The organism is bacterium (assembly GCA_021108215.1).
Classification (GTDB): domain Bacteria; phylum Oederibacteriota; class JAAXVQ01; order JAAXVQ01; family JAUVAV01; genus JAIORK01.
In genome coordinates, this window is sequence record JAIORK010000049.1 from 33,555 (window position 1) to 47,919 (window position 14,365).

Below are 14,365 nucleotides of genomic sequence, written 5' to 3' on the forward strand. Positions count from 1 at the left end.
TAGTTCCGGCTTTTGATTGAATCGGAAGCCGGTATTCATCACAGTCACCAAGGCATGAATGCAGTTTGCCATTTATGCCTTTTTTACAACCGGATAGTTGGAGGTGCTTCCTCGCGGGTAAAGCAAGACTGCTTCCGTCTGGTATTCACAGTATGTATTATGTATAATGGCTAAACTTTAAACGAAGGGTCGGAAGAACGTATGAAAAATAATCCGGAGACAGCTGCAGCACAATTTTGCGGTCTTGACTATTATTCGCCTCAGCGGCTGGGTCAATACTATTACCAAATTAAGGCGATTCGGGAATCGGATGTAAATAGGATTCTTGAGATTGGACCCGGTCCGGGAGTGGTGACGCATATTTTGCGTACCGCCGGAATGAATGTGAAGACGTTTGACTGTGAAGCTGATTTAAAACCGGATGTGTGCGGCGATATTCGTGCGATTCCTTTGGCAGACAATTCCGTTGATTTTACGTTATGCTGTCAAGTTCTGGAACATCTGCCTTTCGAAGATTTTAAAAAATCTCTGAGTGAAATAAAAAGAGTCACAGCAAAATTTGCACTGATTTCGCTTCCGTATGTAAGCCGGGTTATTTATTCTTTACACAAGCTGCCCACCGGCAGACGTGCTTCTTGGGTACTGCATTTTCCATGGCTGCCTGCCAAGGGCAGATCCGCCCCGGGTCATTTTTGGGAAATTGGGAGAAAAGGGTATTCGCAAAAAAAAATCAGACATTCGATTAAAAACGCCGGTTTGTATATCCGGGAGGCATTTACACCGGTTGATGCACCCAACAATCAGTTTTTTTTAGTAGCCACGGACCGTCAAGGATGATCACACTCTTAACCATTGCTTACAATCAGAGACTTTATACCGAGATGCTGCTCGCCAGTCTGGCACTGGCGGACTGTGCGGATGTGGATTTCGAACTGGTTTTTGTGGACAATGGGTCCAACGATGGAACCCGTACTCTGGTGGAAGCGTACCCCTTGAAAAAAAATTCCCATTTCAAAGGATTGACCTATTTTGCGTTTCCTGAAAACCAGGGGGTTGCAGCTGCAATTAACCGGGGATTTGATCTGGCTAAAACGACGTTTGTGCTTCAAGCTGATAATGACGTTGTATTTGGCCCTCATAGTTTTTCAATTCTGGAATCCTGGATGCATCGCCATCCTCGAGGGATGATTTCACCCAACTGGCCGTTTATTCAAAAAAAACTGGGAATGGGTTATTTTGACTCTCCGAGGGGTATCACCCCTGAAAAGCTTGAAAAACTCGAAAAAACAGGGTTAAAAGCCAAATTAGAGCCCTTCAGAGCCACCGGCTCTTGTTGGATGTGTTCCAAGGAGTTGTTTTTGACAATTCGGGGATGGGATACAGGATTTAAAAATATCTGTGCTTCAGACGATTTTTTATGGAAAGTCGCTGTTTCCGGTGCCGAGCGTTTCACAGTCCCTTGTCCGGTCTATCATCCCGGGAAAATCACTCGCGGGAAAATTCCGAAAAGCTCGGAGCAGCAGGAAAAAGATTTACAACGGTTTCAGGAGAGGTGGCAGGGACATCCTGAGGACAAAAATTGTTTGCGAATGCATCAGCAAACAGCCGGGCTTCAAATGGACCCTGAACCTAAAATATATTTATACAAACGATTGTTTAATCAATGGCGTGCGCGACGGAGGCAGGCATGAAAACAGTTCTTTTTTATTATACCGGGACCGGGAATTCGCTGTGGGTTGCCCAACAAATGGCCGCTGCGCTTACCGATTGCGAGATTTTTTCTATGGCACGGATAAACAGTGATGTCCTGCATGTGCAGGCGGATGCGGTCGGTCTGGTTTTTCCGGTACACATGTGGGGCATTCCGCAGCCTGTATTGGAATTTATAAAAAAAATACAAGCCGATGATAAACAGTATTACTTTGCTGCCGGGGTCAATGCCGGGCAGGTTTCCCGGACCCTGGTGCAACTCCAAGAGGTTATGCGGAAAAAGGGAATGCCGTTGTCCGGCGGTCTTGACATTGTGATGCCGTCAAATTATATACCCTGGGGTGGTCCCGGACCGGTTGCCCGGCAGCAAAAGCAGTATGCGGCGGCAGCGGAAAAAATAATTCAAACTGCCCCGAAAATCAAAGCGCGCCAACCTTTTGCACTTGAAAGGGGTCCGCTTTGGCAGCGGATTGTTTTTACCTGGATTTATCATCTTTCTTTCAGGCACGTAACACAAATGGATAAAGATTTTTGGGTGGATGATCAATGCACTCAATGTGGACTATGTGAAAAAGTCTGTCCTGCACAAAATATTCAAATGGTCAATGGCAAGCCGGTGTGGCAACATCGCTGCGAACAGTGTTTGGCATGTATTCAATGGTGTCCGCAGACCGCAATCCAGAAGGGAAAGAAAACCCCGGTGTATGAACGCTATCACCATCCTGCCATCAAACTGACTGAAATCATAGCCGGTATATCGTCCCAACGGTATTCGGGCAAAGGGATTGACCCTCAGTAGCATCAATGGAATCTGGAATATACGGATTCGGTTGAAGGAGGATTGATGATCGGACTGTGCATGTCAACCGAACTCAGAGGATTTTTTAAGAGATGTTAAAAGCAGTTGTTGGTTTTAAAAAAAAGTTGTCTTTATTTTTTGCCACAGAGAACTTCTGTGCGTTCATAAAATATTGCTTAGGAGGTTGGCATGGCGCGTGAGATCAAAGATGTACAAAATTATCAAGATCGCTTACTCAAGTTGATTCCCACTGAAATTATCGGGGCGTATCTTTTTTTACAGGGTGTTGTTCCTACGGAACATGCCAGATGGGGGACCACGGTGATTGCCCTGATCCTCTGTATCATGACACCGTTTTACTTAAAACGCATTCAAAATGTCAACCGCATATCACAACGCGTGGTCACCACGATTTCGTTTATTGTGTGGGTCTATTCCTTGGGGGGGCCATTTTTCTTATGGGGTGTGTATGAGGCATGGATTGGTTCGGCATTGCTCGTCCTTTGGACCATGACGGTTCCTTTGTTGGTGAATCCGAAACCCAAGGTCCAGCCGGCTTGATGTGAACTGAATGATAATTACAGTCAAATATTCTCGTGCGTGATGATCTTGTTTTTTTGATTTTGTTTTGCAGCGCGATGTCCATGCTTGTTTCGATCGGAATGCCTCCGTAAATTGCGTATGGAAAAAATGGTCAAAAACGCTTGCGCTTTATTAAAATCGGGATCTAAAATAGAGTATGTTTTGATTATCATCCGGGAGGGGGTGGACCCGATGCCGGAGCAGCAGCTGAACAAAAGAGGAGATAATCACCGGCGCTTTCCACGTTTTCGACTCGGCGTACCTGTTCAATACAAATTTTTAGAGCAAGGGGATCTGTACCGCGCGTTGGAATCACACACTGAAAATTTCAGTGCAAAGGGTACTGCATTTTTGACAGATCGAAGAATTCATTCCCGGAAACATATCTTGTTAACGCTTTATCTTCCTTCCGGCGACCATTATAAACGCAATCTGAAAAAAGCTTATCCGGAAGAAAATTTATTGCCGGTTATTATTTTTTCCGAGGTTGCCTGGTGCAGGCGAAAAAACCAACGGCATTTTGAAATCGGGGTGGAATTTTTAGCGGTTGAACCGGAACACGTTCATCGCTTTGAATCATTTCTTTTCCATGCACTTGCATAAGAATACCACAGGCAGGCTGCCCATTGGTGAAGCGCGGATACGATAAAATTATTTTTTCAAGAAAGGTTTGCCTTGTATGCATACGCGGTTTTGATCTTGTGAGTGGTTACGGCGATGATCTGTTTAGCCCAGTTGGTTTTTTCAGAACATCCTAAAAGATGAACAAGTGCGGTAATCCGCTTTGTCATGTTTTTTTGAGCACTGCGGGGCCGTTGCATGGAATCCTCGCGGTGATTTTATTATTTAGTGTCATTTGCGTATGATCGACAGTCGTATCCACAAACTGAATTGAAATCTTTCACTTGACTTTTATACTTGGTTTGATTTATTTGATATGGAGAGACGAAACAAGGAAAGGTGACGATGGACATTATGCCGGATGCAATTGAACAACAAAAAGAACTGAAAATAATCGGAATGACAGTCGAGGTGGAAAGTGCACCGGTGGACGCGTATAAATGCATCCGGGTACTTTGGAAGACGTTCAATGCCAATTTGTGGAAAATCAGCAACCGGGTGAATTCGGAAGCATGGAATAAATTCGGTGTTTCCTACAACCGTCAACCCGGAGACAAATTCACCTATTTCGCCGGGGTCGAAGTGGAAGCACTTGATAGCATTCCCGAAGGCATGGCCGGTAAGCAGATCCCGGCGGTTGCCTGTGCACGCTTTTCACATAAAGGTGATGTAAAAAAAATCAACGAGACAATTTTTAGTATTTTTAATCATTGGCTGCCTGATTCAGGATACAATGTTGTGCCGGGATGGCAGTGCGGCATTGATTATTATGAGAAATATGACAAACGGTTTAAATGGTCTGAAGCGGACTCTGTCATTGATGTTTTTCTACCGGTGGTGAAAAAGTAAGCAATTATTTTACCGTATTTACGTTTTATCGTGCTAGCGCGAACACGATGGACAGCCTGCCCGGCGTACTTGTCCAGCTTGCCCCGCGTATGCGGGGGCGCATGCCGGGTAAGCCCGTGGATTTTTATCAATGGGTGCCCGGCATGAATATGACCTGTAGATTTTTATTTTTTCAGGAATGAAAAAAATCCCCCGCCGGGTTTTTTCGGCAACCTATCCGTTAAAAACATTTTAAGTGTCGTGCATTTGCCGTTTTGCCACGGCCACAACATTGCCACGATCATGGATTGATCGTGATCTTGTTTGAATAAGCATTGCTCCTTTTGGATGCCGCCATAATTTTTAGCGATTTGTTTGGCTTCCTTGGGGGCGGACTGTCCGGGTGCTTTTAAAGGTGCGCCCAGCAGCGATTCGAGTGTTTCCAGCCACTGGGCGGTATCTCGGGTATAAAAAACCAGATCAAGACAGTCTGCTTCGATTTTCCGCTCTTCCTGTTTTTTCAAGGACTTCAATTTGGCATAAATATCTTTTAGCATAATGTTTTCCTTTAGGGTTTGGTTTGCACTTTTGCCCAGGTATCCCTCAGGCCGGTTGTTCGATTAAACACCGGTTCGTCCGGTTGGGTGTCCGGGTCGACACAGAAATATCCGTGTCTTAAAAATTGCAGTTGTGTTCCGGGTACGGCCTGCTTCAGGCAGGGTTCAACCTTGCATTGTGTCAGACGGACAAGGGAATCAGGATTAAGGTTCGACCGGAAATTCTCGCCGTCTGCGGTGTCATTGGGATTGGGTTTGGTAAACAGATAATCATAGAGCCGGACCTCAGCATCCACGGCATGTTGAGTAGAGACCCAGTGTAAGGTACCCTTGACCCGGCGTCCATCGGGTGTGCCGCCGCCGCGTGATTCAGGGTCATACGTGCAATGTAATTCCAGAATTTTACCGGATTGTTGATCTTTTATAATGTCCGTACACGTGATGTAGTACGCATGCTTAAGTCGCACTTCTTTGCCGGGTGCCAGCCGGAAATATTTTTTAGAAGGATTTTCCTGGAAATCTTCCTGTTCAATATATAACTCCCTGGAAAAGGGGACCTTGCGGCTGTCTGTTTGAGGATCTTCAGGATTATTGATGGCATCAAATTCTTCAGTTTGTCCTTCAGGATAATTTGTGATAATGATCTTTAGCGGTCGTAACACTGCCATGACCCGTTGAGAATGGCGATTGAGGTCCTGGCGGAGTTCGTATTCCAGCATCCCAACATCCACGACACTATTGGTTTTATCCACACCAATGCGATTGCAAAAATTACGAATTGACTCCGGTGTATAACCACGCCGCCGCAAGCCTGAAAGGGTAGGCATACGCGGGTCATCCCAGCCATTGACACTGTTTTCTTGGACCAACTGGAGAAGTTTACGCTTGCTTAAAAGGGTGTAGGTAAGTTCGAGACGGGCAAACTCAATTTGCTGCGGATGACAGTCAATGGTGATGTTATCCAATACCCAATCATAGAGGGGACGGTGGTCCTCAAATTCCAGGGTACAGAGGGAATGCGTGATTTTTTCCAGGGCATCTGAGATACAATGTGCAAAATCATACATGGGATAGATGCACCAGGTATCCCCGGTTCTGGGGTGGCGGGATTTGCGGATACGGTAGAGTGCAGGGTCCCGCATATTCATATTAGGATGTGACATATCAATTTTGGCACGCAAAACGCAGGCGCCTTCATCGAAATGTCCCAGACGCATTTTTTCAAATAATTCGAGGTTTTCCGCAATGGGGCGGTCCCGGAAGGGGCTGTTTTTACCGGGTGATGTCAGGGTTCCGCGGTATTCCCGAATTTGATCAGCGGTGAGTTGACAGACATACGCGTTGCCTTTTTGAATCAGCTCGCCGGCATAGCGATAAAAGGAGGCATAATAATCCGAAGCATAATAGGTGTGTTCCTTCCAATTGAACCCGAGCCATTTGACGTCTTTTACAATTGAATCAATATATTCCTGCTCTTCTTTTTCAGGGTTAGTGTCATCAAAACGCAGATGACAGCACCCTCCGAAATCTTCAGCAATGCCGAAATTAAGATTGATGGATTTGGCATGTCCGATATGAAGATAGCCATTGGGTTCCGGCGGGAAACGCGTTTCCACCCGTCCCGCGTTTTTATTTGCCTGCACATCCCGGGTAACAATTTTTCGGATGAAATCCAAAGATTTTGTCGGTCCGGGCGCTGCGTTGTTATCCATCTCCTGCATGTTCAAACTCCTCTGATGAAATGATGGACCATTATAGGGATTTGGGCTTGTAAAGTAAAGGCAATGCTGCGAGGACTGTGGATGTCATTTTCATTTTTTCATGTACTCTTATAAAGAGTTTTAGTATAACTGAAGACAAATCAGTACCCATGAAAAAAGGAAACCAACATCCCGGAGGTGTTATGCAGGTTTTGGTGGTTTTGGCTCATCCTGACGAAAAAAGCTTTAATCACGCTATTGCCAAGACTGTTATCAATTGTTTGGAAAAAAACACCCACACGGTTCGGTTTCACGATTTGTATGCAGAAAATTTTGATCCGCTATTACCGGAACAAAAATTGGGAACCAATGCCCAATTGGATGAATTGATGGCAGAGCATTGTGAACATCTTGTACATGCCGAGGGGATGGTGATTATTCATCCCAATTGGTGGGGCCAACCTCCTGCTATCATGAAGGAGTGGATTGACAGGATTTTTCGGCCCAAAACAGCCTACCAGTTTCTTCCCGGCGACGATGGCGAAGGTGTTCCCGACGGGCTGCTCAAGGCGAAAAATGCCTTTGTGATCAACACATCCAATACACCGGAAGACCGGGAAATTCATCTGTTCGGTGATACCCTGCAAATTCTTTGGAAAAAATGTATTTTAGAATTTTGCGGGATCAAATCATTTAAACGTAAAATATTACGCGTGATTGTCACCAGCACATATAAACAACGTGAGCGCTGGCTGGCGGAGATCGACCAGGATATTCAAAATTTATTTCCGAGTCAATCTTGTCCGAATTAAAAAACACAGCAGCTGGTCCGATCACATGAAACAGGATGCCTGATTAATTTGGACGGTAGTATTTCCGAATAATTAATAAAAATCCGCAGGCGCATAGCGCCCCAAAAAAATAATATCCATCAGGTCGGGGCTGTGCGGAAAATAATCAAAGCAGGTTCTGCAGGGAAGGTTTTAGGACGGCTTTGACAACTGAGAGTGCGATGATTCCGATGAGGACAATACTGATTGTTTGGAAGGAAATATCTTGAATCGCCATGCCAAAGGCAAGCCCCGCAGCAGGCGGGTGTTCCGTGTTCGTAATCACCATGATGAAAATCGCCAATCCAACAGCCAGGGCAGCCATGACAATATGTATATTATTATGTAAAAAAGAGATATTCACCAGAATACGGTAGTGTTCAATAAGCTGGCAGCCAAGTCCGGAAAGCGTTCCCACAAAATAACCGCCAATGAGAAATCGTGGCTTGGAGACTTGGGCATGCGGCATGGTAAACGCGATGAATGAACTTGCGCCCAGCGCGGAGATTAAGACTGCATTGGACTCAATGTCCAGAAAAAGCAAGATAACAAAAATAGCCATGGTCGCAAGAATACACTGTGAGATATAACTTGCCTTATTTTTGGAAAATTTTTCGTCAAAATATTCCATCTTACTTGAATTGAATCGTTTTTTTACTGTTGAATCGCTCACTTCCATGCTGTGTAAACTCCTGTTTGAAAATGCTGTAATCAATGATCACTATTAGTAACGGCACCACTACAAGAGATTCAACAGCAAAAGTGCTTAAAAACCGAATTATTGCAATCTCTGCAACTGTTGGAGCAGGGCAGGATGCAAACGCCTTAAGGACTGTTTTTTAAGGTCAAAGCAGACCATGGTTATTGCACTTTTAAGCACGACATCTGCGCCGCGCATAACCGTATAATCAAAAATAAACGATACCTTTTTAATTTCGTTAACGCGCATTTCAATAATGAGATGATCACCAAATAGGATGGGTTTTTTATAGTCTGTGAGTACTTTGGAAGGGAAAAACGTTACCCCTTCTTTTTCAACAAAATTCAGAAAGTTACCGAAATGCTTATCAAACCAGGAAACCCGGCACCATTCCAACCACTCTAAGGGTCGGGCATAATAAACTTGTTTTGTGACGTCGGTATCACTTAATCGAACTGTATGGTGAAATTGAAACATAGTCGCATCCTCCTTTTATCGTGCCAGCGCGAACACAATGGGCAACGCCGGGTAAGCCTGTGGATTTTTATCGTTAACCTATTTTGCAGCAAAGCGGTTGGTTATGAAAGAAAAAAACAGCATGCGAGTCTTGCGGATCATCTTAAAGTATGGTTTGATAGTAGAAGCTCGGTGGAATACTGTTTAAAGTATTCGATGCTTTATGGGTCGCAAAAAACTTTAAGAAATTCATAAAAATGATGGGATTATTATAATTAAAGAGCACACTTTGCTCGGGATTGATGTGGTTTTGGTGATACTTGCTAAAACCTGAAAGGTTGACAGATGGAAAAAATAGGCGAAGTCAAGGTTGAAAACCGGAAATATCCTCGAATAAATTTTAAGTTGGCTGTCCATTACGCGCCGGTTGAAAAAGGCGCAATTCCCAAACCGGTTAAAAGTAATGCGGAGGATATGGGGGCCGGGGGGATGGCCATGCAGAGCCGGGAATTTATTGAACCGGGTAATTATGTTACACTCAATTTATATTTACCTTCATTTGAAAATTTACAATTTTTGGATAAATTTTCAGATTTTCCCGTAAATGACTGTATAGCGATAACTATTTTATCTAAGATTGTATGGTGTCGAAAGATGAAGGCCGAGGGCTATTTGGTAGGGATTCAATTTTGTGACATAGACCCTCAGAAGAAGAAGCTGCTCAAGCATTTTTTAGTTGAATATGAAATGGATGAACCGCTGGAATAATGGGATGTTACGCGCCTGTGGATATTTATTAATTCATGATTCTATGGCTTCACAGTCCCTATAGGTACGAATACCACCGCTGAGATTCCTACATTGATATCCCGACTGCATGAGAATCCTGGCTGCGATATAACCGCGGACGCCCACCCAGCAATAAATTAAAATTTCTTTATCCTTAGGAAGCTCAGGCATACGCATCCGTAGGTCATTGACGGGGATGTGACGCGCATTGGGAATTATACCTGACTGGTATTCCTGGAGAGTCCGGACATCAAGCACTATCTGGTCTGGAGACGGGTTGATAATATCTGCATAGTGGCATTGTGCATAAAGGTTGGTTTTAATGTTGCGGGCAATAAAACCAGCATAGTTTACCGGATCTTTGGCCGACCCAAACGGCGGAGCATAGCACAGCTCAAGTTCAGCCAGATTATAAATAGAGAGGCCGGCGCGCATTGCGACGGCAATAACATCAATGCGTTTATCCACATTGGTATGACCAACAGCTTGTGCGCCAAGTATTTTTCCATCTGAGGGTTGAAAAATAAATTTCATTGTGAATAGTTTTGCAGCTGGGTAGTATTCCGAGTGATCCATCGGATGAATGTATATTTTTTCGTACTTTAAGTTATTTAATTTCAATAATTTTTCATTGGCTCCTGTGCACGCTGCTGTTAACTCTAAAACTTTACAAATGGCAGTACCTTGTGTCTTGTCATACTGTTCGGGGTAACCCGAGATGTTATTAGCTGCCAACCGACCCTGACGGTTGGCTGGACCAGCCAACGGAATGAGGGATGGTTGATTTGTAACAAAATGAATGCACTCGGTAACATCTCCAACCGCATAGATATTAGGGTCACTCGTAAGCATGACATCACTAACCGCGATACCGCCTCGCGGACCAATTTTCAGTCCTGCGGCCTTGGTCAGTGCAATTTCCGGTTTTACACCAATAGCTATAATTGCATAATCACATTGAATTTGTTTTTCAGACGAGAGATTGAGTTAAAGACCGGTAGGTTGCTCGCTAATCGATTGGAGCGTCTGGCTTAAGTAAAGTGCGACCCCCTTATCCCTGAGATGCTGATGCAGGGGCGTTGCCATTTCCGGATCCAGTGTTCCCATCACTTGTGGTGCTTGTTCAATACAGCACACTTTCGTACCCAGGTGAGCAATGGCCTCGACCATTTTCAGGCCGATATAACCACCTCCAACAATTGCCACATGCTTGGTGTCGGAAGCAATTACTTTGGATTTAATAGCGTCCATATCCGGGAGATTTCGAAGTGTGAAAATTCTTGATAAATCAATTCCCGGCACAGGCGGCAAGAAGGGTCCGGCACCCGGACTTAAAATAAGCACATCATATTTTTCAGTATAGCGACGGTTTTTGGAAAGATCCTGGATGGTGATCTCTTGCGTACTGCGCTGGACGGAAATAACTTCCGAAAAATTTCTGACTTCAACATTGAACCTATTTTTAAACCCAGCCGGTGATTGGAGCAGCAATTCATCACGGTCTGAAATGACACCGGAGATATGATAGGGAAGTCCGCAATTGGCGAATGAAATGTCTTCCCCCCGCTCAAAAACAATAATCGTATCTTTTTCAGACAATCGGCGCAGACGGCGGCTGCCGAGGCACCGCCGGCAACACCGCCGACAATAAGTATGCGTTTGGAACGAGCCATGTTGCTGTCTCCTGTTCAGTGAGTTCAGTCTGCGGTGGAAAAGAAAACGCAAAAAAGTAAATAAGCGGTTTTTACGCGTTGGGAAATAGTGTATGATTGAAAGCGGAATGTCAATAAAGAATTAATTGGTTTTTAGATTTGGAAAACACAATGAGGCCTCTATGAATTATTTGTACCGGCAATTTTTTCTTATGCTTATTCTTACCATGGTTGTATCTGTCGGCATGGTGGCGTTTTTATTTCAAATCGTTCGGCTCAATGGTGATGATTTTCGTTTTATCATCATTGTGTTGGGCATTTATATTCCCTGTATTTTGACATTGGATTTTTATGTTCTGTACCGTTTATTTCATCCGATTCATACCTGGATGAAAACCTGGTCTTCAGAAAATGTCATGGAAAAAGAACAGCTCTTGGATGTTGTCAAGGCAATCATGCGTTTTCCATACCTGGCATCGGTTTATTTCTTTTTTGCCATCGAATTGAGTATAGCATTTGTTTTTGGACTGCTCGTACTGACGGGGTTTTTAACTGTCAATTATGCGGTTTTTATCGGGTTGGCATCGCTCATGGTTTCAAGTGTTTGTGTGCCGTTTTATCTCCATCTGTCCAAATCCATTTTGCGGCCGCTTAAGAAGCGTATCGCGCATCAGATTGAGCAGCGTGATCTTCAGCAGACACATTTTTCTTTTGGTATCCGGCAGAGCCTGGTGGTGGTTATTCTTTCGATTGCGGTTTTTTGTGTGCTTTTCGGCGGGTTGATCACGTTTGCCATGGCGCAAAAATCCATTCAAAAACAGGCCATTATCCACTTGGTGCAATCAATGAGGTTTTCCAACGAATTTGTAAAAAATCTCGCTGCGGATGTCCCGGACCCGCAATTGAATGCGATTGCCCAAAAATTCATTTTAGGAAAAGAGAGCTATCTGTTTTTTGTGAAAAAGGGGCAGTCAACCATTATTGGCGGTGACGGGCGATTTATTTTGACTGAAATCCTGGGTATGGAGAAAAATAATTTTGATATTATGAATGATTATATCGTATTGTATAAAGAAAATTTGAATAATAAAATCAACATAGGCGGGGTTTACAGCCGAAATGATTTTGCCAGTGTCACAAAACAGTTGAACCGGGCATTTTTAATCCTGGTGCTTATTGCCGCAGTGCTTGGATTTCTCCTGGCTGTTTTTTATTCAAATGACATAGTTTATTCACTCGCGCGGATTATTTATCCCTTGGAAACCATTAAAAACGGTGATCTAACTGCACAGATAAAAATGATCTCGGAAGATGAGATCGGGATTCTGGCGACCCACCTCGAAGAGATGCGGAATTCGCTCTTTACGATTAATGTTAAAATAAAAAATGCATCCAATGTTATTTTAAAGAATGCGCAGCAGCTTTTTGCCGGTATGGAGGAGATGACTGTTTCTTCGCAGCAAATTTCCAATACAACCCATCAGCTCTCTGAAGGTGTGGAGCAGCAATTTCAGGAAGTTGAACATGTCGTAACCGTCATGGATAATTTGAAAGTCTCCTATTCTCAAGTGGCGGAAAAGGCGGATAAGACGGCCGAAGCTTCACGCAGTGCCTCCACGACAGCAGTACTGGGGAGCCATGAAATTCAGAACATTGTGAGCCAAATGGAGGAAATCAAGAGTGTCGTGACCGCCAGTCGGCTTTCAGTCATTCAGTTACAGGAAAAAACCAATGCGATTGGGGAGTCGATTGGTATTATCACAAAGATTGCCCGAAACACCAATAAACTGGCCTTAAACGCTGCCATTGAGGCGGCCCGCAGCGGCGAAGCCGGAAGAGGATTTGCTGTGGTTGCGGAAGAAGTCCGGAAATTAGCTGAATCGTCCACAGAGGCGGCAATGACGATCGAGGAAAAGGTGGGAGAAATTCTGGTGGTGGCCCAGCGTGTTTCCAATACCATGGCCAAAGGTGAGGAAGAAGTGGAGAGCGGCCGTGATTTGGTGATTAAGTCGAATAATTCATTTCGCGAAATTGTTGATGCTTTTCAAAATGCCAATCGTCTGGCGATTGATATTGCCAAGGAGACGGAAGCGCAATCAAAGCAAACAGAAAATATCAGCCAAATTATACAGAACACCGCCAAAGTTACTGAATTGACAGCAACCTCATCCAGGGAAGTGAAGGACATCGTCTATCAGCAGACCCATTCACTGACAGCGATGTCAAAACAAATTAATAAAATTAATGCCTTGGCTGAAGAACTCCAACAGCTGGTCAATCGCTATAAACTTGTCCAATGATGCTAGTGTAAGCATCACTGGACATACGCCGACCGTTTGCCGGAGCAAGCAGTCGTTGCTATAAAAAGCCAACCTGAAAAATCACAACCTGGATTTTTGTCGTGCCAGTGTTTCATTGATGGGCAGCCTGCCCGGCGTACTTGTCCAGCTTGCCCCGCGTATGCGGGGGTGAATGTCGGATGCCGGTTAAGCCCATGGCATTTTTATATTTTTTCAGTCGTTGCATCTTCCATGACTTCACTTATAATTGCATCCAGATCACTCAACTGAGACAAGGTCATGGGTTCAAGTTTTAATCCGCATGTTGTGCAATTTTTTTCTGCATTCCATCTTTTCCATTGGATTTTTCCCTGACCTTTGATTTTCATAAAAGGATTGGGAAGCTCCAGTGAGAAATCAATATGGTCCCGCTCAATGATTTCAGCTGAGAGGGGGAGTTCGACCCGCATGCCATTAAGGCTGATATCGTCAATCCGCCCGCTTGAAGTGACTTTTTTTGTCGAACTATCGTCTTTATAAGTAAATCTGATGGGGATATCCACTTTCACACGTTCTTCGCGTTGGTTGCTCATGCTGTTTTTTCCTCCTTGGGGGAATGGATGTCTTCGGCCTTCACACGCTGTACATTTAAAAGGTAGTGCTCAAGTGCTTCTCGAACAATAAAGCTAAAACTTCTTCTTTTTTCGTCTGAAACGCTTTTCAAAAGATCAACAATTTTTGAATCATTTTCAGGCAAATAAAAATTTATAATCATGGTCATCCTCCTAATATCATATATGATATTACATGATAATATAATATATGTCAATAAGAAAAATTAGGAGACTGAGCATTTAGTCGG

15 protein-coding genes and 1 pseudogene are annotated in these 14,365 nt (G+C 44.1%); 9 read left to right on the forward strand and 7 right to left on the reverse strand.

Annotated elements, in window-relative coordinates:
- Positions 1 to 201 precede the first annotated feature (201 nt).
- The 6 genes from K8S19_11145 to K8S19_11170 all read left to right on the forward strand — a co-directional run bounded on the left by K8S19_11145 (position 202) and on the right by K8S19_11170 (position 4,561).
- Positions 202 to 837, forward strand: a complete 636-nt coding sequence (locus K8S19_11145; protein MCD4814233.1) for a class I SAM-dependent methyltransferase — start codon at positions 202 to 204, stop codon at positions 835 to 837.
- Positions 834 to 1,691, forward strand: a complete 858-nt coding sequence (locus tag K8S19_11150) for a glycosyltransferase (protein ID MCD4814234.1) — start codon at positions 834 to 836, stop codon at positions 1,689 to 1,691. Before K8S19_11145 ends, K8S19_11150 begins: the two co-directional genes overlap by 4 nt.
- Positions 1,688 to 2,509, forward strand: a complete 822-nt coding sequence (locus tag K8S19_11155) for an EFR1 family ferrodoxin (GenBank protein MCD4814235.1) — start codon at positions 1,688 to 1,690, stop codon at positions 2,507 to 2,509. The genes K8S19_11150 and K8S19_11155 overlap by 4 nt, the downstream gene beginning before the upstream one ends.
- 189 nt (positions 2,510 to 2,698) lie before the next feature.
- Entirely contained in the window at positions 2,699 to 3,070 is a 372-nt protein-coding gene (locus K8S19_11160; protein MCD4814236.1) for a hypothetical protein, read from the forward strand.
- A 213-nt stretch (positions 3,071 to 3,283) separates the two neighbouring features.
- Entirely contained in the window at positions 3,284 to 3,694 is a 411-nt protein-coding gene (locus K8S19_11165; protein ID MCD4814237.1) for a PilZ domain-containing protein, read from the forward strand.
- Positions 3,695 to 4,057: 363 nt separating this feature from the next.
- Entirely contained in the window at positions 4,058 to 4,561 is a 504-nt protein-coding gene (locus K8S19_11170; GenBank protein ID MCD4814238.1) for a GyrI-like domain-containing protein, read from the forward strand.
- Between the two features lie 164 nt (positions 4,562 to 4,725).
- Here the strand turns inward: K8S19_11170 and K8S19_11175 are convergent, their stop codons facing one another.
- Both K8S19_11175 and K8S19_11180 read right to left on the reverse strand, forming a co-directional pair.
- Positions 4,726 to 5,097 carry a hypothetical protein gene (locus K8S19_11175; protein MCD4814239.1) on the reverse strand — a complete coding sequence of 124 codons (372 nt, stop codon included), beginning with the start codon at positions 5,095 to 5,097 and terminating at the stop codon, positions 4,726 to 4,728.
- An 11-nt stretch (positions 5,098 to 5,108) separates the two neighbouring features.
- The gene (locus tag K8S19_11180) at positions 5,109 to 6,818 is read right to left on the reverse strand and encodes a glutamine--tRNA ligase/YqeY domain fusion protein (protein ID MCD4814240.1); all 1,710 of its coding nucleotides are present in this window, start codon (positions 6,816 to 6,818) and stop codon (positions 5,109 to 5,111) included.
- 182 nt (positions 6,819 to 7,000) lie between these two features.
- Here K8S19_11180 and K8S19_11185 point away from each other — a divergent pair, with 182 nt between their 5' ends.
- Positions 7,001 to 7,609: an NAD(P)H-dependent oxidoreductase gene (locus K8S19_11185; protein MCD4814241.1), complete on the forward strand. Its 609-nt coding sequence runs from the start codon at positions 7,001 to 7,003 to the stop codon at positions 7,607 to 7,609.
- A 145-nt stretch (positions 7,610 to 7,754) separates the two neighbouring features.
- Here K8S19_11185 and K8S19_11190 read toward each other — a convergent pair whose 3' ends face one another.
- Both K8S19_11190 and K8S19_11195 read right to left on the reverse strand, forming a co-directional pair.
- Positions 7,755 to 8,306 (reverse strand): HPP family protein, encoded by a 552-nt coding sequence (locus K8S19_11190; GenBank protein MCD4814242.1) that lies wholly within the window; start codon positions 8,304 to 8,306, stop codon positions 7,755 to 7,757.
- 99 nt (positions 8,307 to 8,405) lie between these two features.
- Positions 8,406 to 8,804 carry an acyl-CoA thioesterase gene (locus K8S19_11195; protein ID MCD4814243.1) on the reverse strand — a complete coding sequence of 133 codons (399 nt, stop codon included), beginning with the start codon at positions 8,802 to 8,804 and terminating at the stop codon, positions 8,406 to 8,408.
- 324 nt (positions 8,805 to 9,128) lie between these two features.
- Between K8S19_11195 and K8S19_11200 the strand changes: the two genes are divergently transcribed.
- Positions 9,129 to 9,551, forward strand: coding sequence for a PilZ domain-containing protein (locus K8S19_11200; GenBank protein MCD4814244.1), 423 nt, complete (start codon positions 9,129 to 9,131; stop codon positions 9,549 to 9,551).
- Between the two features lie 33 nt (positions 9,552 to 9,584).
- On the opposite strand, the pseudogene K8S19_11205 reads toward K8S19_11200, so the two are convergent.
- Positions 9,585 to 11,245 (reverse strand): annotated as a pseudogene (locus K8S19_11205) (FAD-dependent oxidoreductase).
- A 161-nt stretch (positions 11,246 to 11,406) separates the two neighbouring features.
- Between K8S19_11205 and K8S19_11210 the strand changes: the two are divergent.
- Positions 11,407 to 13,524: a methyl-accepting chemotaxis protein gene (locus K8S19_11210; GenBank protein MCD4814245.1), complete on the forward strand. Its 2,118-nt coding sequence runs from the start codon at positions 11,407 to 11,409 to the stop codon at positions 13,522 to 13,524.
- Positions 13,525 to 13,727: 203 nt separating this feature from the next.
- Here the strand turns inward: K8S19_11210 and K8S19_11215 are convergent, their stop codons facing one another.
- Both K8S19_11215 and K8S19_11220 read right to left on the reverse strand, forming a co-directional pair.
- On the reverse strand, positions 13,728 to 14,096 hold the full coding sequence (locus tag K8S19_11215) for a PilZ domain-containing protein (protein MCD4814246.1): 369 nt from the start codon (positions 14,094 to 14,096) through the stop codon (positions 13,728 to 13,730).
- Positions 14,093 to 14,278, reverse strand: a complete 186-nt coding sequence (locus tag K8S19_11220) for a hypothetical protein (GenBank protein MCD4814247.1) — start codon at positions 14,276 to 14,278, stop codon at positions 14,093 to 14,095. Before K8S19_11220 ends, K8S19_11215 begins: the two co-directional genes overlap by 4 nt.
- Positions 14,279 to 14,365: the final 87 nt, after the last annotated feature.

Bases quoted from the DNA above. Each gene is read 5' to 3' on its own strand.
- K8S19_11165 (MCD4814237.1), top strand. From the start codon at position 3,284: ATGCCGGAGCAGCAGCTGAACAAAAGAGGAGATAATCACCGGCGCTTT.
- K8S19_11190 (MCD4814242.1), bottom strand. From the start codon at position 8,306: ATGGAAGTGAGCGATTCAACAGTAAAAAAACGATTCAATTCAAGTAAG.
- K8S19_11170 (MCD4814238.1), top strand. From the start codon at position 4,058: ATGGACATTATGCCGGATGCAATTGAACAACAAAAAGAACTGAAAATA.
- K8S19_11185 (MCD4814241.1), top strand. From the start codon at position 7,001: ATGCAGGTTTTGGTGGTTTTGGCTCATCCTGACGAAAAAAGCTTTAAT.
- K8S19_11200 (MCD4814244.1), top strand. From the start codon at position 9,129: ATGGAAAAAATAGGCGAAGTCAAGGTTGAAAACCGGAAATATCCTCGA.
- K8S19_11220 (MCD4814247.1), bottom strand. From the start codon at position 14,278: ATGATTATAAATTTTTATTTGCCTGAAAATGATTCAAAAATTGTTGAT.
- K8S19_11150 (MCD4814234.1), top strand. From the start codon at position 834: ATGATCACACTCTTAACCATTGCTTACAATCAGAGACTTTATACCGAG.
- K8S19_11195 (MCD4814243.1), bottom strand. From the start codon at position 8,804: ATGTTTCAATTTCACCATACAGTTCGATTAAGTGATACCGACGTCACA.
- K8S19_11175 (MCD4814239.1), bottom strand. From the start codon at position 5,097: ATGCTAAAAGATATTTATGCCAAATTGAAGTCCTTGAAAAAACAGGAA.
- K8S19_11160 (MCD4814236.1), top strand. From the start codon at position 2,699: ATGGCGCGTGAGATCAAAGATGTACAAAATTATCAAGATCGCTTACTC.
- K8S19_11180 (MCD4814240.1), bottom strand. From the start codon at position 6,818: ATGCAGGAGATGGATAACAACGCAGCGCCCGGACCGACAAAATCTTTG.
- K8S19_11215 (MCD4814246.1), bottom strand. From the start codon at position 14,096: ATGAGCAACCAACGCGAAGAACGTGTGAAAGTGGATATCCCCATCAGA.
- K8S19_11145 (MCD4814233.1), top strand. From the start codon at position 202: ATGAAAAATAATCCGGAGACAGCTGCAGCACAATTTTGCGGTCTTGAC.
- K8S19_11210 (MCD4814245.1), top strand. From the start codon at position 11,407: ATGAATTATTTGTACCGGCAATTTTTTCTTATGCTTATTCTTACCATG.
- K8S19_11155 (MCD4814235.1), top strand. From the start codon at position 1,688: ATGAAAACAGTTCTTTTTTATTATACCGGGACCGGGAATTCGCTGTGG.